General features: G+C 57.4%; 18 protein-coding genes and 1 pseudogene. 12 read left to right on the forward strand and 7 right to left on the reverse strand.

The window, feature by feature from the left end:
- Positions 1 to 37: 37 nt before the first annotated feature.
- The 6 genes from C4885_RS05395 (at position 38) to C4885_RS05420 (ending at position 6,747) form a co-directional block, all read left to right on the forward strand.
- Positions 38 to 925 (forward strand): LysR family transcriptional regulator, encoded by an 888-nt coding sequence (locus C4885_RS05395; protein ID WP_113999347.1) that lies wholly within the window; start codon positions 38 to 40, stop codon positions 923 to 925.
- A gap of 114 nt (positions 926 to 1,039) precedes the next feature.
- Positions 1,040 to 1,888 carry a PHP domain-containing protein gene (locus C4885_RS05400; protein WP_113999348.1) on the forward strand — a complete coding sequence of 283 codons (849 nt, stop codon included), beginning with the start codon at positions 1,040 to 1,042 and terminating at the stop codon, positions 1,886 to 1,888.
- A 232-nt stretch (positions 1,889 to 2,120) separates the two neighbouring features.
- On the forward strand, positions 2,121 to 2,375 hold the full coding sequence (locus tag C4885_RS05405; protein ID WP_113999349.1) for a TIGR03905 family TSCPD domain-containing protein: 255 nt from the start codon (positions 2,121 to 2,123) through the stop codon (positions 2,373 to 2,375).
- Positions 2,376 to 2,408: 33 nt separating this feature from the next.
- The gene (locus C4885_RS05410; RefSeq protein WP_113999350.1) at positions 2,409 to 4,187 is read left to right on the forward strand and encodes an HAD family hydrolase; all 1,779 of its coding nucleotides are present in this window, start codon (positions 2,409 to 2,411) and stop codon (positions 4,185 to 4,187) included.
- A 47-nt stretch (positions 4,188 to 4,234) separates the two neighbouring features.
- Complete coding sequence (locus C4885_RS05415; protein ID WP_113999351.1) at positions 4,235 to 5,356, forward strand: hypothetical protein; 1,122 nt, start codon at positions 4,235 to 4,237, stop codon at positions 5,354 to 5,356.
- A complete protein-coding gene (locus C4885_RS05420; RefSeq protein ID WP_113999352.1) occupies positions 5,356 to 6,747 on the forward strand; it encodes an MBOAT family protein in 1,392 nt (463 codons plus the stop codon). Before C4885_RS05415 ends, C4885_RS05420 begins: the two co-directional genes overlap by 1 nt.
- A gap of 101 nt (positions 6,748 to 6,848) precedes the next feature.
- Here the strand turns inward: C4885_RS05420 and C4885_RS05425 are convergent, their stop codons facing one another.
- The 6 genes from C4885_RS05425 to C4885_RS05450 form a co-directional block, all read right to left on the reverse strand.
- Positions 6,849 to 7,832, reverse strand: a complete 984-nt coding sequence (locus C4885_RS05425; protein ID WP_113999353.1) for a Gfo/Idh/MocA family protein — start codon at positions 7,830 to 7,832, stop codon at positions 6,849 to 6,851.
- A gap of 182 nt (positions 7,833 to 8,014) precedes the next feature.
- Positions 8,015 to 8,443, reverse strand: coding sequence for an aspartate carbamoyltransferase regulatory subunit (locus C4885_RS05430; RefSeq protein WP_113999354.1), 429 nt, complete (start codon positions 8,441 to 8,443; stop codon positions 8,015 to 8,017).
- The gene (pyrB, locus tag C4885_RS05435; protein WP_113999355.1) at positions 8,437 to 9,384 is read right to left on the reverse strand and encodes an aspartate carbamoyltransferase; all 948 of its coding nucleotides are present in this window, start codon (positions 9,382 to 9,384) and stop codon (positions 8,437 to 8,439) included. Before pyrB ends, C4885_RS05430 begins: the two co-directional genes overlap by 7 nt.
- Positions 9,385 to 9,768: 384 nt before the next feature.
- On the reverse strand, positions 9,769 to 10,506 hold the full coding sequence (locus C4885_RS05440; protein WP_113999356.1) for an ABC transporter permease: 738 nt from the start codon (positions 10,504 to 10,506) through the stop codon (positions 9,769 to 9,771).
- Between the two features lie 3 nt (positions 10,507 to 10,509).
- Positions 10,510 to 11,265: an ABC transporter permease gene (locus tag C4885_RS05445; protein ID WP_113999357.1), complete on the reverse strand. Its 756-nt coding sequence runs from the start codon at positions 11,263 to 11,265 to the stop codon at positions 10,510 to 10,512.
- Between the two features lies 1 nt (position 11,266).
- Positions 11,267 to 12,190: an ABC transporter ATP-binding protein gene (locus C4885_RS05450; RefSeq protein ID WP_113999358.1), complete on the reverse strand. Its 924-nt coding sequence runs from the start codon at positions 12,188 to 12,190 to the stop codon at positions 11,267 to 11,269.
- Positions 12,191 to 12,525: 335 nt separating this feature from the next.
- On the opposite strand from C4885_RS05450, the pseudogene C4885_RS05455 reads away from it, so the two are divergent.
- Together C4885_RS05455 and C4885_RS05460 are read left to right on the forward strand one after the other, a co-directional pair.
- A pseudogene (locus C4885_RS05455) lies at positions 12,526 to 13,245 on the forward strand (response regulator transcription factor).
- Positions 13,242 to 14,621, forward strand: coding sequence for a sensor histidine kinase KdpD (locus C4885_RS05460; protein ID WP_113999359.1), 1,380 nt, complete (start codon positions 13,242 to 13,244; stop codon positions 14,619 to 14,621). The pseudogene C4885_RS05455 and the gene C4885_RS05460 overlap by 4 nt, the downstream one beginning before the upstream one ends.
- Before the next feature lie 279 nt (positions 14,622 to 14,900).
- Here C4885_RS05460 and htpG read toward each other — a convergent pair whose 3' ends face one another.
- Positions 14,901 to 16,805, reverse strand: a complete 1,905-nt coding sequence (gene htpG, locus C4885_RS05465) for a molecular chaperone HtpG (RefSeq protein WP_113999360.1) — start codon at positions 16,803 to 16,805, stop codon at positions 14,901 to 14,903.
- Positions 16,806 to 17,029: 224 nt separating this feature from the next.
- On the opposite strand from htpG, the gene C4885_RS05470 reads away from it, so the two are divergent.
- The 4 genes from C4885_RS05470 to C4885_RS05485 all read left to right on the forward strand — a co-directional run bounded on the left by C4885_RS05470 (position 17,030) and on the right by C4885_RS05485 (position 19,877).
- Entirely contained in the window at positions 17,030 to 17,827 is a 798-nt protein-coding gene (locus C4885_RS05470; protein ID WP_113999361.1) for an alpha/beta hydrolase, read from the forward strand.
- A 58-nt stretch (positions 17,828 to 17,885) separates the two neighbouring features.
- The gene (locus tag C4885_RS05475; RefSeq protein ID WP_113999362.1) at positions 17,886 to 18,872 is read left to right on the forward strand and encodes a D-isomer specific 2-hydroxyacid dehydrogenase family protein; all 987 of its coding nucleotides are present in this window, start codon (positions 17,886 to 17,888) and stop codon (positions 18,870 to 18,872) included.
- Positions 18,869 to 19,555, forward strand: a complete 687-nt coding sequence (locus C4885_RS05480) for a YkgJ family cysteine cluster protein (protein ID WP_113999363.1) — start codon at positions 18,869 to 18,871, stop codon at positions 19,553 to 19,555. The genes C4885_RS05475 and C4885_RS05480 overlap by 4 nt, the downstream gene beginning before the upstream one ends.
- Before the next feature lie 85 nt (positions 19,556 to 19,640).
- Positions 19,641 to 19,877, forward strand: a complete 237-nt coding sequence (locus tag C4885_RS05485; RefSeq protein WP_113999364.1) for a hypothetical protein — start codon at positions 19,641 to 19,643, stop codon at positions 19,875 to 19,877.
- The last annotated feature ends 177 nt before the right edge of the window (positions 19,878 to 20,054 follow it).

Below are 20,054 nucleotides of genomic sequence, written 5' to 3' on the forward strand. Positions count from 1 at the left end.
TTTACTTCCCAATTATAAAAGGAGCATCCGGTTCATCATGACCCTGTTAGCCTGCCAGATTTTTTCCACCATTGCGCACGAGGGCAGCTTTGCCCGTACCGCGGAGCAGCTGCACCTGACCCCCTCCGCCATCAGTCATGCGGTTTCTACCATGGAGGCGGAATGCGGTTTCCCACTGTTTACCCGCACCAAAAGTGGCGTTACCATGACCGCCGCCGCCGAAAACCTGCTGCCCGCCATCCAGCGGCTGCTGGCTTCCAGCGAATCCCTGGATCAGTCCATTGCCCAGATCAACGGCATGCACAAAGGCGTGCTGCGCCTGGGGGTGTTCAACTCTGCCTGCGTGACCTGGCTGCCGCAGCTGGTGCCGCAGTTTCAGCTGGATTTCCCCGGTATTGATGTGCAGATCTATCAGGGCAGCTATGCGGATATCTGCGCCTGGGTCAAAAACGGCACGGCGGAAATCGGCTTCCTTTCCAATTCCAGCGCGCTGGATTTGGATTTTGAACCGCTATATGATGACAAGCTGGTCTGCATCGCACCCGCGTCCTACCGCCCGGCCCGGCCCGGCTGTGTCAGCGCCGAGGAACTGCGCGGCCAGCCGTTCGTCAGCCAGCTGGCGGACGTGGATGCCGATATCCAGAGCTACTTCAAAACCAACGACCTGCGGGTGGACAGCCGCTGCTATATCGTGGATGACCAATCCATGATCGCTATGGTGGCCTGTGGCCGCGGCTTTGCCATTATGCCGGAGCTGATGTTCAAAACCGGAACCGACCCCCACGGCTGCCAGGTGCTGCGGCTGGAACCCGCTGCAACGCGCAGCATTGGGCTGGCCTGCCTGGCGCGGGGGGCGCTTTCCCCGGCTGCACGCCAGTTTGCAGCCCGCGCCCGCGCTTACGCCGCCAGCCTGCGGCAAAAGTGAGCGGCGGGGCGGGGAAGATGGACTTGTGCTGACTTGGCAATGTCATATCCCTCTTTTCAAAAATATAAAAAAGGTATATAATAAAGCTTCAGCAGGAAAGGAGAAGCTCAGCCTATGCCCGGTGATCTGCATACCCATTCGTCCTGTTCGGACGGTTCTACCCCCATCGAAAAGCTGCCTTGGCTGGCGGCCTGCGCGGGATTGGATTGGCTTGCCATCAGCGACCATGATACCAACCGCTCTGTGCGTTATGCTTACGCCCACCCGGAGCAAAACGGTGTGAAGCTGATCCCGGCGGTGGAGCTGACGGCCTATGATTATGGGCGGGAACACCGCGTGCACATCCTGTGCTATTACCCGGACGATTGCGAAGCTCTGGCCCGCCATACTGCAGTCATGGACAAACGCCGCTATGATGCCGTGTACCAGTCCTGCAAGGAGCTGGAGGAAATCTGCCCCCAGTTCAAGACCGAGGAAGCGTTGGAATTTGCCAAGGACAGCGGCACGCTGTACAAGGCCCATGTCATGCGTGTATTGTGGCAGTATGGGCTTTCGGATGGAATGTACAACACGGTGTACCGCAGCCTGTTCGGTCTGCGCCCGGTGCGCGGCAAGATCCTGCACACGCCGGTGTATGAAACCGTGGATACCATCCTGAACCTTATCCATGAATGCCGCGGCGTGGCGGTACTGGCCCACCCCAGCGTTTACCACAGCATGCCTTTGGCGCGGGAGCTGATTGCAGCCGGGCGGCTGGACGGCGTGGAGATCGACCACCCCCGCAACACGGAGGAGGATAAAGCCGAGCTGGAACAGCTGGCCGCGGAGTACGGACTGATCGTGACCGGCGGCACTGACTACCACGGCATGAACACCAACACCCCGCACCCGGTTGGCACCTGCACCACCGCGGACGAACAGATCGCCCGCATCCGTGCGCTGGCCGAAGCGCGCAAAAAGTAAAGGCAATACCGCACAATTCTAAGTGCCGATACGGCGAGCGAGGTGCGGTAGATGCTAAGCCAAAAGCGCAGATAATACTGGATGTCTTATCGAGCATTTTGGCAATGCAAATGCCGTGCCGCAGCCGCCGAAGCGGTGCTTAAGCCGTCAGGCGGGAATTGTGCGGTGTTGCCTAAAGCAACCAACAGCAAAAAACAAAACGGAGCAAGAAAATAAAAAGGAGCAAACGATTATGACTTACGAACGCCGCAATAAGGGCACCTGCTCGGTGATGACCAAAGTAGAACTGAACCCTGACCATACCATTGAATCTGTTGAGGTGCTGGGGGGCTGCAACGGCAACCTGAAAGGCATCTGCCAGCTGCTGAAAGGCATGAAAGCTGAGGACGCCATTGAGCGCATGAAAGGCACCCTGTGCGGCTCCAAGCCCACCAGCTGCCCGGACCAGATCGCCATTACGCTGGAAGAAGCCCTGCAGAAGCTGTAAGCCCCTGAATATTATTTGTAAGGAAGCGCCGATATGGATTGTTTTAACTACCCGCTGGATACCGAAACGCTGCTGCGCAAAAAGCGCCGCCTGCGCAAGGAACTGCTGGCCCAAAACCCGCACCCGCTGCAAAAGCGCATCGCCATCCTGGGTGGCTCCACCACCAATGAGGTGGCAGACCAGCTGGGCCTGTTTTTGTTGCAATACGGCATTCAGGCGGAGTTCTACCAGAGCGAGTATGGCCAATATTGGCAGGACGCCATGTTCGGCACGCCGGAGCTGGATGGGTTCCACCCCGATGTCATTTATATCCACACCAACTGGCGCAACATCATCAATTTCCCCACAACGGCCACCCCACAGGCGGAAATTGACGCTATGCTGAATGCCGAGTACAGCCGCTTTGAGCAGATGTGGCAGGCGCTGGAAGCCAAATTCCACTGCCCCGTCATCCAGAATAACTTTGACCGCCCCAACTACCGCCTGATGGGCAACCGCGATATCTGGGACCCGCATGGCCGCTCCAACTATCTCAGCCGCCTGAACCAGCGCTTTTACGCCTATGCCGCCGCGCATGAGGATTTTTATATCAATGATATTGACTATCTCAGCGCAGATTACGGCCTGACTGCTTGGGGGGATGCGTTCTTCTGGCACATGTATAAGTACGCCATGTGCCTGGATGCAATCCCGTCTTTGGCAAACAGCGTGGCAAACATCATCAAATCCCTGTATGGCCGCAACAAAAAAGCCCTGGTGCTGGATCTGGATAACACTCTCTGGGGCGGCATTGTGGGCGATGACGGTGTGGACGGCATTGCCATTGGCCCCGAAGTGCCGGAAGGCCAGGTGTACGCCGAGTTCCAGAGCTACTGCAAAGCCCTGCAGACCATCGGCGTGGTGCTGGCGGTGGATTCCAAAAATGACGAAGCCAACGCCCTGGCCGGCCTGAACCACCCGGACAGCGTGCTGCACCCGGATGATTTTGTCTGCATCAAGGCCAACTGGGATCCTAAAGATCAGAACCTGAAAGCCATCGCCGCAGAGCTCAGCCTTGGCGCCGACAGCTTTGTGTTTGCTGATGACAACCCGGCGGAGCGTGCCATTGTGGCCGCCCAGCTGCCCGGCGTGGCCACCCCGGTGCTGGATGGTGCCGAAAACTACATCAAGATGCTGGATCACGGCGGGTACTTTGAAACGACGATCCTTTCCGGCGACGACCTGAAAAAGACCGCGCAGTACCATGCCCGCGCCCAGGCCGCCCAGGCCCAGGCAGCTTTTGCCGATTACGGCCAGTATCTGGACAGCCTGGAAATGACGGCGACCATCCGCCCCTTTGAGGCGGTGTATATGCAGCGCATTGCTCAGCTGACCAACAAGAGCAACCAGTTCAACCTGACCACTCTGCGCTGCACTGAGGATGACATCCGTTCCATGGCAGAAAAGCCGGACTGGATCACCCTGTACGGCAAGCTGGTGGATAAATTTGCGGATAACGGCGTTGTTACCGTTGTGGCAGGGCAGGCCCAGGGCCAAACGCTCTGCCTGCGCCTGTGGCTGATGAGCTGCCGTGTGCTCAAGCGCGGCATGGAAGACGCCATGATGGACACCCTTGCCGCCAAAGCTGCCGCTGCAGGGTATACTGCGCTGGAGGGCTATTATTACCCCACCGCCAAAAACGCTATGGTGCGGGAATTTTATGCTGGGTACGGCTTTGAAAAAACGGCCGAGGATGCCGATGGCAACACCACCTGGCGCCTGGACCTTGCCGCTTACAATCCCCGCTGCCCCCATATAAAAATTGAAACCTGAGCCGCGGCGCATACCGCGCGGCAGATGGCAAACGTAAAGGAAGCTACATGCCCCATACAACCCCAAAAACCAGCCGCATTCCCGGCCCGCTGCACAAGGCGGGCCTGTTTGTGTTGTTTGCGGCCATCACGGCGGCGCTCTGCCTGCTGCTGAACTTTTTGCTGGTGGATGACCTGCACGCCTATTCCCGTGTGACGCTGGGGGAGTATTACGCCCAAGCGGATGCGGTGGATACTGTGTTTGTGGGTTCCTCCCACAGCTACCGCAGCTTTGACCCGGATACCATTGACCCCATTCTGGGCAGCCACAGCTTTAACCTTGGCACCAGCCAGCAGCAGCCGGATGGCTCCTATTGGCTTATTCGGGAAGCCGCCGCCAACAGCCCGCTGAAAACCGTCTATCTGGAAACCTTCTATACCGGCTATAATCAGCAAAAATCCAGCAATGTTCCGCTGGCCTGCTACCTGATCACCGATTACATGCGCGCGTCCTCGCCCTACCGTTACCAGTATCTGTGGGAGATGGGCGGTGCCGCGGCGTTTGCGGATCTGGTGTTCCCGGCGCGCCATGCTATTGCTGACCCCGGTGAGCTGCCGGCCCTTTGGCGCGGCAAGCTGACCGGCGGCTATAACGCGGGGAACTATGGCTGGGTCACCTACCCGGACGAGGGCGAAGCCTACCGGGACCGCGGTTTTGTCTATACCGAGGGTACCAGCATCTGGGGGTTCGGCACCCTGATGCACGTGGATGCCAGCGCGCCAATCTCACCGTTTGGCCGGGCGAACCTGACCCGCATTGCCGAGTTCTGCAAAAAGCAGAACATCCGCCTGGTGCTGGTCACCGCCCCGCTGCCCAGCGCCTATGTGCAGGATACCCAGAACTACCAGGCCTATGTGGATGCCATGCGCAGCTTTGCCGCGGCCAACGGCACCCAGTATTGGGATTTTTCGCTCTTTAAGGATACCGACCTGCTGCCCATTGGCTTTGACGATTTTTCAGATATGCACCACCTGAACGGGCAGGGGGCAGAAACGTTCAGCAAGGCGTTCGCCACGGTGGCCGCCCGCAGTGCTGCGGGCGAGGATGTAAGCGGCCTGTTCTATGATACGGTTGCCGAAAAGCTGGCCACATCACCGGACAGCACCGTGCAGCAGGGGGAGGGCAACTGATGTTTTCTGTTACATCCCTTGGCTTTTTGCCGTTTATGGCGCTGTTTGCCTGCCTGTGGTACCGCGTGCCCCAGCCTTCCCGCTGGAAGCTGGTTTTGGCAGCCAACGCAGTGTTCTGCCTTTCCATTGATATCGGCGCGTTTTTTGCGGTAGCCCTTGCCACGGCAGTAGTGTGGCAGGCCGCGCAGCATGCGCAGCCAGAGCAGCCCAGCCGCCGCGGGTGGCTGGCACTGGGGCTGGCCGCAGCCCTGCTGCCGCTGCTGGTGCTCAAATACAGCGGCATGCTGGTGCCGGGCCTGCGGGATTTGTATAAGCCCTTTGGCCTTGCGTATTACAGCTTGCAGCTGGCGGGCTACCTGCTGGATGTGTGGCATGGACGCACGGCACCCACGCCCAGCTATGCACGGCTGTGGTGCTATGCGGGCTTTTTCCTCTCGCTCACCCAGGGGCCGTTCAACCGCTATAATACCCTGATGCCCCAGCTGGAAGCCGCCCCCAAAACGTTTGAAACCCAGCGTTTGGTCAGCGGTTTGCAGCGCAGTGCGTGGGGGTATTTCAAAAAGTTTGCCATTGCGGACCGTGCGGCCATTGTGGTCAGCGCCGCCTTTGCGGACCCGGCGTCCTTTGACCGCAGTCAGCTGATTTTTGCCACGGTTATGTATTCGTTCCAGCTGTATGCCGATTTTTCCGGCTACACGGATATTGTGCTGGGCATGGGCGAGATCCTGGGCCTGCACCTGCCGGAAAACTTCCGCCAGCCGTTTTTTTCTGCCAGCGTCAAGGAGCTGTGGGCCCGGTGGCATATCAGCCTTTCGCAGTGGTTCCGGGATTATGTGTATATCCCACTGGGCGGCAACCGCAAGGGCATTGCCCGGCGGGATGCCAACCTGCTGCTGACCTTTTTGGTCAGCGGGCTGTGGCACGGCGCCAACTGGACCTTCCTTGTCTGGGGTGGGCTGCACGGCCTGTGCCAGGTAGCGGAGGACCACATGCCCGCTCCGCTGCGCAAGCGCAAATCTCTGCCGCTGCGCATCGTGGGCGTGCCGCTGACATTTGCCATCTTTGTTACAACCTTTACCATCTTCCGCACCAGCAGTTTGGGCAATGCGGCGGCATACTTTGCCGGTATCCTGCATAACCCCGGGCACGAGGTGTTTGCCCAGTACTGGCTGCTAGGCCTGACCAGCAAGCTGGAACTGCTCTTGCTGTTGTTGGGCATTGCGTTGCTGGTGCTGGTGGATGTGCTGCATGAATGCGGCCTGCACCTGCGCGCCTGGGTCAACGCCGCGCCGCGCCCGGTGCGCTGGGCTGTGTACGAATTTGCCATTTTTGCCTTTTTGCTGATGGCAAGCTTTTATTCCAATACGGGCTTTTTGTATGCCCGGTTCTGAAAAGCAACAGCCCCGGGCAGTACCCATAAAAGGTGCCGCCTGGGGCTGTTTTTGTCTGTGTGGAAAATATAAAAAGGGGACAAGGCTTTACCAAAAGCTGCTTATTCCTCGCCCTCAAATTTCATGCCCCAGGCCATGCGGATATCATACATCAGTTGGGTCAGGGCAATGCTTTGCTGCGGGGTATAAATGCTGCTGTGGTGCCTGCCAGTGGCAGCACAACGGCTTACTTCCCGAATCTGGTATTCAAAACCGTTCACATCAAAGGGAAAATCCAGTTCCTGCGGTGGCTGGCCGTCCAGTTCCAGCGTCATATGTTCGGCGTACTGGAAGTCCGGCAGGGTAATGCGGCCCTTGGTGCCCACAATGCAGGCCATGCGGGTAAGGCGCTGGCCGATGGTTTGCACCGATTCCGCCGTGCAGCCGCTGGGGTAGGCAAGCCGCAGTTTGCTGTATTCATCGGTGCCGTATTCTGTCAGGCGCAGCTCTTCTGTCTGCACGTTCTGGGGCTGCTGGCCGGTGACCATCTGCAAAAAGCCAAGGTTATAAATGCCAATATCCAGCAAAGCGCCACCGCCCAAAGCAGAGTTGAATTTGCGCTCGCGGCGGGCGCCTTCAGTGGTAAAACCGTATTGGCAGGTGATGGTTTGCAGCGTACCGATCACCCCATCCGCCAGCATCTGCTGCAATTTGGTATACAGCGGCAAAAAGCGAATCCAGAATGCTTCCATGATAAAAAGCTGCTTTTTTTCCGCCAGGGCATACAGCTCTTTGGCCTGCTCTGCATTGATGGTGAACGGCTTTTCGCACAGAACATGCTTGCCGTGCTCCAGGCAGAGCTTGCAGTTTTCGTAATGCAGGGCGTTGGGCGTAGCAATGTAGATGGCATCTACGGCGGGATCGGCGGCAAGCTCTTCATAGCTGGCGTACCAGTGCGGGATGTTGTACTGCGCCGCAAAGGCTTTGGCACTTTCGGCCCGGCGGGAGCCGACTGCGGCAAGCCGCTCGCCCTCGGCAGCCATCGCATTGATTGTTGTGGCAAATTTGTTGGCAATGGTGCCGGTAGCTAAAATTCCCCAATTCATAAAATTACCTCCCATTAACAATGGTTCTTTGTGCACATCGTACCACAAGCAGGAAATTGCGGCAAGGAAACACGCGCAAAACAGCAAGAAAAAACAGACCCGGCAGGGGAACAGCAAAATCCGTTCCATCATGCCGGGTCTGAACTTATTATGGGAACAGAACAGGAAAATGCGGCACTGCCTTACGGGCGTACCTTGAACTCCTGCTCACAGTAAACGCAGCGGTAGCGTCCGCTGGGGGTCAGGGCAAAGATGTGGTCGCAGCCGGTCTCCAGGGAGGTAATGCAGCGAGGGTTGGTGCACTTGATCACGTTCACCAGGCGCTTGGGCTGGTCCGGGCGCACCTTGCGGGTCACATGACCGTTCTCAATAAAGGTCAGGCTGATCTGCGGGTCCACATAACCCAGCACATCAAAATTCAAGCCGGAAATATCGCCCTCGATTTTAATAATATCCTTTTTGCCGCTTTTCTGGCTGCGCACGTTCTGCAGCAGGGCCACGCTGGCTTCGCTCAGCTTTTCCAGCTCCAGCAGGTGATACAGCGAAAGCCCGGTCCCGGCGGTAATGTGGTCAATGACCACGCCGTTCATGATTTCATCAATATTCAGCATTCAAAAGCAACCTCCCCGGTTTTGGGGTCTTTCAGCCCCAGCAGCGTCATAATCAAAGCCATGCGCACATACACGCCGTTCTGTGCCTGCTCAAAGTAGGCGGCGCGCGGGTCATCGTCCACATCCAGCGTAATTTCGTTCACACGCGGCAGGGGATGCAGCACCGCCATGTCCGCCGGGGCAAGGTTCAGCTTTTCAGCGGTCAGGATGTAGCTGTCACGCAGGCGGATGTAATCTTCCTCATTGAAAAAGCGCTCGCGCTGCACACGGGTCATGTACAAAATATCGAGGTCCGGCAGAGCACCTTCCAGGTTGCGGGTCTCAATGTAGGGGATGCCGCGGGGCTCCAGTACTTCATTGATAATGTAATCCGGCACGCGCAGTTCTTCGGGGCTGATCAGGACAAACTTTACGTTGTCATAGCGGGCCAGGCTCTTGATGAGGGAATGTACCGTGCGGCCAAACTTCAGGTCGCCGCAGAAACCAATGGTCAGGTTGTCCAAACGGCCCTTGCGGCGGCGGATGGTCATCATGTCCAACAGGGTCTGGGTGGGGTGGCTGTGGCCGCCGTCACCGGCATTGATCACCGGGATCTTGCTGTAAAGGGAAGCGCGCAGCGGGGCCCCCTCTTTGGGGTGGCGCATGGCGGCAATATCCGCATAGCAGCTGATAATGCGGATGGTATCCGCAACGGTTTCACCCTTGGAAGCACTGGAAACACCGGCATCCGGGAAACCCAACACCTTGCCGCCCAAACGCAGCATCGCCGATTCAAACGAAAGGCGGGTGCGGGTGGAAGGCTCATAGAACAGTGTGGCCAGGCGCTTGTGGTCAGCTACATCCTGGTATGCTTCGGGGTCATCATGGATGCGGTCCGCAAGGTCCAGCAGCTTTTGGGTTTCTTCCTTTGTAAAGTCAAGGGGATCAATCAAATGTCTCATCAACAGCCATCCTTTCCTTATGGTGTATCTGAAAACAAAGAAAATGACGGATATTTTGCAAAAACAAGCAGGATGTAAGGCAAAGAGCCGCCGGAATCCTTTGTGGATTCCAAGGCTTTTTAACGCAAAATCTCGCTGTGTTTGTAGAAATAAACGATATTTTCGACTTTTCAGATACACCGTGGTCAAACGGTGCCATGCGCGGGGCAGGCACACGTTCGGGAAATACGTTCAAACTGGCAGTGCGGCAAAGCTGGCCGCAAACCTGGCTTATTATATCATACCTGCCCGGCAAATAAAACCCATTAACCCCCAAAAATATCCGCTTTTTTTGAGGCAATTTTACAAAAGCGGTCAAAATGCGCGGCAAAGCCGGTGCAGCCTTTACCGGACCTTTACATCCTGGTGGCTCAACAGCAGCTGGACCGCAAGCAAAATCAGCGCCAGCCAGCCAACACAGGCCAAAGCGAAGCCTAGGTAGCTGTCCGCCAGCATATCACTGCTCTGGTTAGCGTTCATGCCGCGCTGCATCAGGCAATAGGGCCAGGCGTACCAGTAGCCCCGGCTGGCCAGCAGCATGCCGGAAACACCCCCGGCCAGCCCCAAAAACACCGGCAAGGCAAAGCTGCGGATCACCATGGAAAATAGCAGCTGCGCCGCCACCACGGCCAGCCCGCCCAGTACACTGCGCACCAGGTAAAAGATGGTAATGGCCGGCGGGGGCGCTGTGAACCCGGCGAACACCCGGCCGCAGAACCAGTACAATACAAACACAAATGCCTGAGTCAGCAGTACCAGCTTTGTCACCACAAGCAACTTGGCAAGGAACAGGTAAAAGGGCGGCACCGGCTCCGCCATAATCAGGTTCCAGTTGTGGCCTATGTGCTCCAGCCGCCACAGGTACGCCGCGTATACCGCCACCATGCAGGGGAAGAAAAACAGCGAGTAAAATAGTGTGTGCTGGGTCCACAGACTGTACCAGCCGTCCCGCAAAATTTCAAGGTTTTGCAGGTAGTTGAAGGTTCCGTACCCGGCGGAAATGATGGGCAGAATAAAAAACATAAACCAGATGGGCGAAGCGTGCAGTTTGCGGTTTTCTGCACGGATACAACGCAGCAGCATGGGTCACACCTCCTTGTTCCGCATGGCATACCACGCGGCAAAAAACAAAATACCGGCCAAAACCACCGTGGCAACCAGCAGCGGCCACTGGAACGGCACAATCATGTAGGTGACTACTTTGCTGGCCTGGTCCCAGTCCGCAATCCGGTAGGTGTTCAGAGGGATAAAATACCCCCACGGCACAAAATAGCCGACCCATGCCGGCATAAAGGCACTGAACAGTCCCAGCAGCGTGCCAAGAATGCCCACACACAAAGCGGGCAGGGGATTGGCCAGCAGCACTGTCAAAAGCAGCTCAGAGAAAAAAATCATGCAGTCCACGGCAAAGGTGCAGCCCCAGAGATAGGCAGCCTGGCCTGCGGCGGGGTAGGGCTGCGTGTAATGCTGCAAGTGCCCGATCAGCGGGGCGCCCGCAGCTTCCAGCGTGACGATCAAAAAGATCTCCGCCAGCCCCAGCACTGCCTTTGCGGCAAACAGGCTGCGGCGGCTTTGCAGGGTATACAGCAGTTTGGGCGTACAGCCTTTGACTTCCACATCCCAAAGCCTGCTTGCCAGAATCGCCATGGCCAACGGCATTAAAATGGTATTGATGATGGGCAGGCTGTAAAACAGGGCACTATAAGCGGATGCCAGCTCGTCAGCACCGGTCGGCGCAGCGGACTGGCACCAAAGCAGCGCCATGACCGGCACCAGCAGGCAGACAATCAGATCATGCCGGCGGCGGGCCTTTTGCAGCTCGGCGCGGATGCTTGTGTACATGTCAGCCCACCTCCTTGCCGGTTTGCGTGTTGGTCAGGCTCAGGAAAATCTCTTCCAGATTCTTGGTCTGCCGCTCCACGCCAACCACCCCGGCCCCCTCGGCGGCAAGATCCTGCACCAGCGCGGCCAGGCGGGCATCCTCCATGGTGGGCAGCAGGCAGCTGTTGTCCGCAGGCTGCGGGGTCAGGCCGTAGCGGCGCAGCACGGCGGCCCCGCGGTCCGGAGCCAGCAGGCGCAGAACAACATTGCCGCGGCTGTGGCGCTGCAATTCCGCCAGCGGGCCTTCAAACAGCAGCTGGCCGTGGTTGATGATGCCCACCTGGCTCACAATCTGCTCTATCTCGCCCAGCAAATGGCTGGAAATCAGCACCGTGGCACCGCAGGCATCTGGCATATCGTGGATCAATGCACGCATTTCCTGGATGCCAGCCGGGTCAAGACCGTTGGTGGGTTCATCCAGGATCAGCAGCCTGGGGCTGCCCAGCAGAGCCATGGCAATGCCCAGGCGCTGTTTCATGCCAAGGGAATACTGCCCTACCTTGCGCTTTCGGTCTGCCTGCAGGTGTACAATTTCCAGCACGCGGTCGATGTCTTTGTAGGGCACGCCTTTCAGGTCGGCTACAATTTCAAGGTTTTCCTGCGCAGTAAGGTGCAGGTAGCCGGATGGCGACTCAATCAAACTGCCGGTCTGGCGCAGCAGCTCCAGCCGGGTACGCTCCGTCAATGTGCGGCCCAGCAGAGCCACGCTGCCCGCCGTGGGGTGAACCAGCCCCAGCAGCATTTTCATGCTGGTAGATTTACCCGCGCCATTTGGCCCAATAAAACCATACACACACCCCTGCGGAACATGCAGGTCCAGATTGTGAACCACGGTGCGGCCACCATAGGTTTTGCACAGCCGTTTTGTTTCAATTACATATTGCATGGCTAACACTCCTTTGTTCATCTTTTGGGAACAAAGGCATGGTAACACGCCGACCTTAACCTGCCACAAAGCCCAGCTTAAGTTTAGCTTAATTCTGTCCGGCGGCTCTATCGGCAGCCCGGTGCTCGTATTATAATAAAGGCAATACCGCACAATTCCCGCCTGACGGCTTAAGCACCGCTCCGGCGGCTGCGGCACGGCATCTGCGTTGCCAAAATGCTCGATAAGACTCCAGTATTATCTGCGCTTTTGGCCTAGCAGCTGCCGCACCTCGCTCGCCGTATCGGCACTTAGAATTATGCGGTATTGCCTAAAAGCACAAAGGGGGCGCACCCATGCAAACCATTTATGATGCTAAAATTTTGATTGTGGATGACAACCAGGATCTGCTGAACCTTGTTACCACGGCGCTGCGCAGCACCGGCTACAACCAGCTGACCGCCTGCACCGGCTGCGCAGCGGCCCAAGCGGCATTTGCCGCCAACCGCCCGGACCTGATGATTTTGGACATCAACCTGCCGGATGGGGACGGCTTTACCCTGTTCCGCACGCTGCACAGCATGGCGGATATCCCGGCGCTTTTTCTTTCTGCCCGCGATGCTGACGCCGACCGGCTGTTTGGTCTGGGCCTGGGCGCGGACGACTACCTGACCAAGCCGTTTTTAACGCAGGAGCTTTTGCTGCGCATCCAGCGCATTTTGTAGCGCTGCTATCGGGGCGAACTGTGGCGGACTGCCGCAAAAACGCTCCAGCTGGGCCAGCGCACGGTGTATCTGGCCGATGCTTTGGTCCGCCTGCCGGATGGCACCGCCCAGCCCCTGACGGCCACCGAGCGCGCTCTGCTGCAAAAGCTGGCCGAAAACCGCGGCCATATCGTTACTTATGACGCGGTGTGCGAAGCCGTGTGGGGGGCAGACTATTACGGGTACGAGAACAGCCTGAATGTTCACATCCGCCACCTGCGGGAAAAGCTGGAACCCAACCCCAGCAAGCCGCAGTACCTTTTAACGGTGCGGGGCATCGGCTATAAATTGGCAGAGGAGAGCGCACAATGAAAACTTTTGCAGCCCTGATCCGCCGCTATGTGCTGGCCACAGCCGCTATTGTGCTGCTGGTGGGCGGTTTGCTGGTGGGGCAGATTTTTTATGTGGGGTTCAAGTCCAACGCGGTGGATGCAACAGGCTACCGGGTCGGCGCCTTGGCTGATGCCCTAAAACAAACCGAAACCGGCCTGCAATGGGGTCGGGAACATACCCCGGCGGAATGGATGCAGGGCTATGCCTGGGCCATGGTGCTGGACGATAATGGCAATGTCATCTGGCAGCAAGACCTGCCGCAAAAGCTGAATCACCGGTACACGGCATCGGAAGTTGCCGTGTTCTCCCACTGGTACCTGGCCGATTACCCCGTGCAGTGCTGGGCGGCGGATTACGGGCTGTTTGTTGTGGCGGAACCGGTTGGAACCTGCTGGAAGTATAACATCGACATGAAGCAAAAAATGATAATAATGCTGGCCAAAAGCATTCAGCCCACCATGGTGGAGCTCCTGCTGGTGGTGCTGGGGTGCTGCCTGTTCTTCAGCTGGCGCGGGAGCAAAAGCCTGCAAACCGTAACAGCCGGGCTGGATACCTTGGCGCAGGGCGGTACGGTCAGCCTGCCTGCCGCCGGCTTTGCGGGGGAGCTTGCCCAAAAGCTGAACGAAACCAGCGAGCAGCTGCGCCGCCGCAATGAGATCATTGCCCGGCGGGATACCGCCCGAACCGAGTGGATCGCCGGGGTCAGCCATGATATCCGCACTCCGCTGGCACTGATCCTGGGCTGGGCGGAACAGCTGCAGCGGGATGCCACCCTGCCCGCAGCAGCCAGACAGAAAGCGGGCGGCATCTGCACCCAGTGCGAAAAAATCCGCAGCCTGATTGAGGACCTGAACCTGACCAGCAAGCTGCAATACGGCGCCCAGCCCCTGCGCCGCCAGTCCACCCAGGCGGGGCCGTTTTTGCGCCGGGTAGTGGCGGCTTTTTGTGAGAACCCCCTGGCCGCCCGCTGCACACTGGATTGCAGCATTACCCCGGCAGTAGAAACCGCCATCCTGCACGCTGATGCCGCTCTGCTGACCCGTGCGCTGGAAAATGTGCTGCAAAACGCCGTGCGCCATAATGCGGGGCCGATCACGCTGGCTTTCCACGCGGATGCCGACGAAACAACGCTGCACCTGACCATACAGGATGACGGCACCGGCTACCCGCAAAGCGTGCTGGCCGTGCTGAACGGCGAACCGGAAGGGGAGAACGCCCCGCATATTCTGGGCCTGCATGTGGTGGAGCAAATCATAAACGCCCACGGCGGCAGCGTGCAGTTTGTCAACCGGGACCCTCACGGTGCAAAAGTGATGATGCAGCTGCCACTGGCCAAAGACGAAAACGAAAAATAATACCCAAAAAACAAATCCCCCGCCGGGCAAAGCACTTTGAAGCACCGCCCGGCGGGGGATTGTTATGCTATGTTAAGGCAATACCGCATAATTCTAAGTGCCGATACGGCGAGCGAGGTGCGGCAGCTGCTAAGCCAAAAGCGCAGATAATACTGGATGTCTTATCGAGCATTTTGGCAACGCAGATGCCGTGCCGCAGCCGCCGGAGCGGTGCTTAAGCCGTCCGGCGGGAATTGTGCGGTGTTACCTTGAATTGTCTGGCGTAAAGCCTGGCTGCCATTACTTCATCAAGTCGCAGACCAGCTGTGCGTAGGCAACGGGGTCTTCCAGCGGCAGGCCCTCAATCAGCAGAGCCTGGTCGTACAGCAGCTCGGCGTACTTATTGATCTTGTCGGTGTCACCGGCCTCATGAGCGGCTTTCAGCGCACCAAACACGGCGTGGTTGGGGTTCAGCTCCAGCACCTTGGTGCTCTCCATGCCCTCGCCGCCGGCAGGCATCTTGCGCAGGATCTTTTCCATCTCCATGGAAATACCGCCCTCGCTGGAAAGCGATACCGGGTGATCCTGCAAAGTCGGGTTGACCTTCACATCTTTGATCTTGCCGTTCAGGGCCTTCTTGATCTCCTCAAACAGGTCCTTGTTTTCGGTTGCGGTCTCCTCGGCAGCCTTCTTTTCTTCCTCGGTTTCCAGGCCCAGATCGCCGGAGTTGATGTTTTTGAATTCCTTTTCCTTGTAGTCGTGCATGATCTGCAGGCAGAATTCATCCACATCCTCGCTGCACAGCAGCAGGTCATAGCCCTTGCTCAGCACCAGCTGTGCGTTGGGCAGTTTGCCCAGGCGGGCTGCCTCGTCACCAGCGGCAAAGTAAATGGCCTTCTGGCCTTCCGGCATCTTCTCAATGTATTCATCCAGCGTGATGAGCTTCTGCTCCTTGGCAGAGTAGAACATCAGCAGGTCGGAAAGCAGGTCTTTGTGCATGCCGTAATCGCCGTAAACGCCAAACTTGATCTGGCGGCCAAATGCTTTCCAGAAGGTTTCGTACTTTTCGCGGTCGTTCACCAGCATGGCGTGCAGTTCGTTCTTGATCTTCTTTTCCAGGCTGTTGCGGATCAGCTTTACCTGGCCGTCTTTCTGCAGCGTTTCACGGCTGATGTTCAGGCTCAGGTCCTCGCTGTCCACAACGCCCTTGATAAAGCTGAAGTAATCCGGCAGCAGGTCAGCGCATTTTTCCATGATCATAACGCCGGAAGCGTACAGGGCTAGGCCCTTCTCGTACTCCTTGGTGTAGTAATCATACGGCGTCTGGCCGGGCACAAACAGCAGGGCGGTGTAGGTTGCGGTGCCCTCGGTGCGGCTGGTAATCACGCGCAGCGGGTCGGAATAATCCATGAATTTGCTCTTGTAGAACTCGTTGTATTCTTCCGGCTTTACATCTTTCTTGTCGCGCTTCCAGATGGGCACCATGCTGTTCAGGGTTTCCAGCTCGGTGTAGGTTTCGTACTCCGGCTTATAGTCGTCACCGGCGTCCTCCGGCTTCGGCTTCTGGCGGCTCTTCTCGCGGTACATGGTAATGGGGTAGCGGATGTAATCGCTGTACTTCTTGACCAGGCCGGAGATGGTGTACTCGTCCAGATATTCGCTGTATTTGTCGGTTTCGGTGTCCTCTTTCAGCACCAGGGTGATCTCGGTGCCAACTTCCGGCTTTTCGGCTTCGGTCAGGGTGTAGCCCTCCACGCCGGAGGACGACCACTGCCAGGCTTCCTCGCTGCCCTCCGCGCGGGAAACAACGGTCACCTTGCTGGCAACCATGAAAGCGGAGTAGAAGCCAACGCCGAACTGACCGATGATGTCAATATTCTCGTTCTGATTGCTTGCCTTAAAGTCCTGGCTGCCGGAGCGGGCAATGGTGCCAAGGTTCTTTTCCAGCTCATCCTTAGTCATGCCAATGCCGTTATCGCTGATGGTCAGGGTGCGGTTCTCTTTATCGGCTGCAATATGAATGTGCAGGTCTTCTTTTTTTACGTTGATGGAGGTGTCCGTCAGGCTCTTGAAATACAGCTTGTCGCAGGCATCCGATGCGTTGGAGATCAGCTCGCGCAGGAAGATCTCGCGGTTGGTATAAATAGAATTGATCATCAGGTCAAGCAGCTTTTTGCTCTCGGCCTTAAACTGATGCATTGCCATAGTTACAATGACCTCACTTTTATATATTTTATGGTTTAGCACTCGCGTGCTTTAAGTGCTAAGCATATATTAGCACTCTTACCCGCAAAGTGCAAGTCCTGATTGCCCTTTTTACAAAAAGTTAAAAAACTGTATGTAAAATACAGAAAAAGGCTTTTCAAAGCACATTTTTTGCGCTATCCTAATAACTGTATCTTCATATTTATCATTAGGAGCCTGATGTTATGAAATTTGTAGAACATAAACTTGCCACCGGTGCCATGCTGACCGGCTACCTGCGTGACGAAACCACCGAAATGCCCAGCTACAACACCCGCCCGGCAGTGCTGATCCTGCCCGGCGGCGGCTACCGCTACTGCTCCCCGCGCGAAGCGGACCCTGTTGCCGTCCAGTTTTTGCAGGCCGGCTACCATGTGTTCACCCTGATTTATTCCACCGACCATGCCCCGCTGCTGTGGCAGCCGCTGACCGAAGCCGCGTCCGCTATCCTGTACCTGCGCCGGAATGCGGCGGATCTGCGCATTGCGGCGGATAAGATCACCATCGTCGGCTTTTCTGCCGGTGCCCACCTGGCGGCTTCCACCGCCCTGCTGTGGGATGCAGCTCCCGTGCAGCAGGCCCTTGGTATTACCGGAACCGAAGCCCGCCCCAATGCGGTGGTGCTGGGGTACCCCGTTATCTCCAGCGGCAAGTTTGCCCACCGCGGCTCTTTTGAGAACCTGTGCGGCGCGGATGAAGCCCTGCTGCAGACCATGAGCCTGGAAAACCAGGTGCGCCCCGATGTGCCGCCTTTCTTCATCTGGCACACCGTGGAAGATCAGGCTGTACCCGTGGAAAACAGCCTGCTGCTGGCAGGCGCCCTGAAAGAGAACAACGTGCCGTTTGAGCTGCACCTGTTCACCCATGGCGGCCATGGCTCCAGCACCTGTACCAACGAGGTCAACACCCCTAACAAGCATAACAACGCCTGGCTGCCCCTGTGCATGGGCTGGCTGGGGGAGACCCTGGATTTTACCCTGTGATTTGAGCAGCCCCATGAAGAAGCTGTTTTTGTAACCCTATTATTAAGGAGGTTATACCATGAAGATCATGTTTTATGCCCTCCGTCCTTTCGACGAGCAAGCCTATTGTGAGCCATACAGCAAACAGTACGGCATTGATTATGCCTATACCGCAGAGGTCCCCACGCCGGATAACCTGGAACTTGCCAAAGGCTGCGATGCCGTCAGCACCAACCCCTGCCTGATTGCACCGGAATATCTGGAAGCCTGGGCCGCGATGGGGGTCAAATTCCTGCCCTGCCGCAGCATTGGCTATGACCATATCCCGCAGCAGAAAGCCAAGGAGCTTGGCATGCGCATCTCCCATTCCTGGTATCCGCCGGCAGGTGTGGCCGATTATGCCATTATGCTGATGCTGATGTGCAACCGCAAAGTGGGCCAGATTCTGCGCCGTGCCGATGCCCAGGATTATTCCTTAAGCGGCAAGATGGGCCGCGATATCACCCGTATGACGGTGGGTGTGATCGGCACCGGCAACATTGGCCGCACTGTGCTGCGCCACTTAAGCGGCTTTGGCTGCAAGCTGTTGGCTTACGACCTGTACCCCAACGATGAAGCACGCCAGTATGCGGAGTATGTGGACCTGGATACCCTGTACAAGAGCTGTGATATCATCACCCTGCACACCAACGCCACCGCCGCCAACCGCCATATGATCGATGCCAACGCTATTGCCAAGATGAAAAACGGCGTTGTGCTGATCAACACCGCCCGCGGCACCCTGATTGATCCGGAAGCGCTGATAAACGGGCTGGAAAGCGGCAAGATCGGCGCAGCCGGCCTGGACGTTGTGGAAAATGAGAACGGCCTGTTCTACTTTAACCATATGGGCGATGCGCTGCAGAACCGCGAACTTGCCATGCTGCGCAGCTTCCCGAATGTGATCTTTACCCCGCATACCGCGTTTTATACCGATGTGAACGTGGCCAGCATGGTGGAAAGCGCCTTTAAGGCTGTGCGCGCCATGGCGGATGGCGAACAGACCCCACTGGAGGTGCGCCTGTGACAGAACCGGGCCGTGCCGAATCTGCCGCTGCGCTGGCCCAGTGCCCGCGGCTGGCGGCAGGGGAGCCATTTGACTTTGTCTGTGCAGGCTGCGGGGACTGCTGCCGTAACCGGCGGGACCTGGTGCTTTCCGGTTATGACCTGTACCGCATTGCCCGCCGCCTGAGCCTGCCCCCGCGCTTGACGGCGGATGCTTTTTGCAAGCAGGAGTTTGCCCCGCAGACCCTTTTGCCTGCCGTGGTGCTGCGCCCCAATGCCCGCACAGGCAACTGCCCCTTTTTTGAGGCCGATGCCTGCACCATCCACGCCGCCCGCCCGCTGGCCTGCGCTCTTTACCCGCTGGGCCAGGCCATTGACCCGGCAACAGCCGCCATGGAATATTACGTGCAGCTGCCATTGTGCGGTGCCCGCGTATCCGCGCAGGAACAGCGCACCCTGCAAAATTACCTGGACGATGCCGCCATCACCGCCCGCGCCGGGATTGACGCCCGGTGGGCTGTGGTGTGTACCCAGCTTTCGGATAAGCTGCAGCAGGCAGGCGGACGCGAAAACCCGCGCTATCTGCCCGCCGCCCGCCGCATTGCACGCGCCCTGTATTTTGATTATTCCATCCAGGATGATTTTTACCCCCAGTTCAACGCCAACACCCAGGCGCTTTGGCCGCTGCTGGATAAAATGCTGTGAGATCAACCATCAGCGGTTCGGTAAGCGAGACATTGATGGTTGCAAGAACAGGAAATAAAATGTATTATGAAGAGTAGGGAAAGCTATGGAACCCAAACTGTTATGTGGCCTGCTGCTGACGTTGGTTGGCCTTGTGTTTTCTTCGTTCTGCTTTATCTATGCCGTTATGAACCCCTGGAACTATAATGGCATTAACGGCCTGCTGGGCAGCTTTTTGGGTACCCAAACGCTGGTGCCGTTCATCATCTCCACAGCGGCCATGTGCGCGGGGCTCATCCTCTGCTTCTATGTGGCGTTCCACAAGGACAATAAGGATAAATAACCTGAAGCCATAATAAAATCATAAAGCAGCAGCCCCCGCACCGATGATTTTGTGCGCACATCGGTACGGGGGCTGCTGTCTATTATAAAACGGATGTTAAGGCAATACCGCATAATTCTAAGTGCCGATACGGCGAGCGAGGTGCGGCAGATGCTAAGCCAAAAGCGCAGATAATAC

It is taken from the genome of Subdoligranulum sp. APC924/74 (assembly GCF_003324125.1).
Classification (GTDB): domain Bacteria; phylum Bacillota; class Clostridia; order Oscillospirales; family Ruminococcaceae; genus Gemmiger; species Gemmiger qucibialis.

What these genes read in the sequence shown, in the direction of transcription:
- C4885_RS05400 (WP_113999348.1), top strand. Translation starts at nt 1,040, where the DNA reads ATGCCCGGTGATCTGCATACCCATTCGTCCTGTTCGGACGGTTCTACC.
- C4885_RS05420 (WP_113999352.1), top strand. Translation starts at nt 5,356, where the DNA reads ATGTTTTCTGTTACATCCCTTGGCTTTTTGCCGTTTATGGCGCTGTTT.
- C4885_RS05450 (WP_113999358.1), bottom strand. Translation starts at nt 12,190, where the DNA reads ATGCAATATGTAATTGAAACAAAACGGCTGTGCAAAACCTATGGTGGC.
- C4885_RS05405 (WP_113999349.1), top strand. Translation starts at nt 2,121, where the DNA reads ATGACTTACGAACGCCGCAATAAGGGCACCTGCTCGGTGATGACCAAA.
- C4885_RS05440 (WP_113999356.1), bottom strand. Translation starts at nt 10,506, where the DNA reads ATGCTGCTGCGTTGTATCCGTGCAGAAAACCGCAAACTGCACGCTTCG.
- C4885_RS05470 (WP_113999361.1), top strand. Translation starts at nt 17,030, where the DNA reads ATGAAATTTGTAGAACATAAACTTGCCACCGGTGCCATGCTGACCGGC.
- pyrB (WP_113999355.1), bottom strand. Translation starts at nt 9,384, where the DNA reads ATGAGACATTTGATTGATCCCCTTGACTTTACAAAGGAAGAAACCCAA.
- C4885_RS05460 (WP_113999359.1), top strand. Translation starts at nt 13,242, where the DNA reads ATGAAAACTTTTGCAGCCCTGATCCGCCGCTATGTGCTGGCCACAGCC.
- C4885_RS05415 (WP_113999351.1), top strand. Translation starts at nt 4,235, where the DNA reads ATGCCCCATACAACCCCAAAAACCAGCCGCATTCCCGGCCCGCTGCAC.
- C4885_RS05485 (WP_113999364.1), top strand. Translation starts at nt 19,641, where the DNA reads ATGGAACCCAAACTGTTATGTGGCCTGCTGCTGACGTTGGTTGGCCTT.
- C4885_RS05410 (WP_113999350.1), top strand. Translation starts at nt 2,409, where the DNA reads ATGGATTGTTTTAACTACCCGCTGGATACCGAAACGCTGCTGCGCAAA.
- C4885_RS05395 (WP_113999347.1), top strand. Translation starts at nt 38, where the DNA reads ATGACCCTGTTAGCCTGCCAGATTTTTTCCACCATTGCGCACGAGGGC.
- C4885_RS05430 (WP_113999354.1), bottom strand. Translation starts at nt 8,443, where the DNA reads ATGCTGAATATTGATGAAATCATGAACGGCGTGGTCATTGACCACATT.
- C4885_RS05425 (WP_113999353.1), bottom strand. Translation starts at nt 7,832, where the DNA reads ATGAATTGGGGAATTTTAGCTACCGGCACCATTGCCAACAAATTTGCC.
- C4885_RS05475 (WP_113999362.1), top strand. Translation starts at nt 17,886, where the DNA reads ATGAAGATCATGTTTTATGCCCTCCGTCCTTTCGACGAGCAAGCCTAT.
- htpG (WP_113999360.1), bottom strand. Translation starts at nt 16,805, where the DNA reads ATGGCAATGCATCAGTTTAAGGCCGAGAGCAAAAAGCTGCTTGACCTG.
- C4885_RS05445 (WP_113999357.1), bottom strand. Translation starts at nt 11,265, where the DNA reads ATGTACACAAGCATCCGCGCCGAGCTGCAAAAGGCCCGCCGCCGGCAT.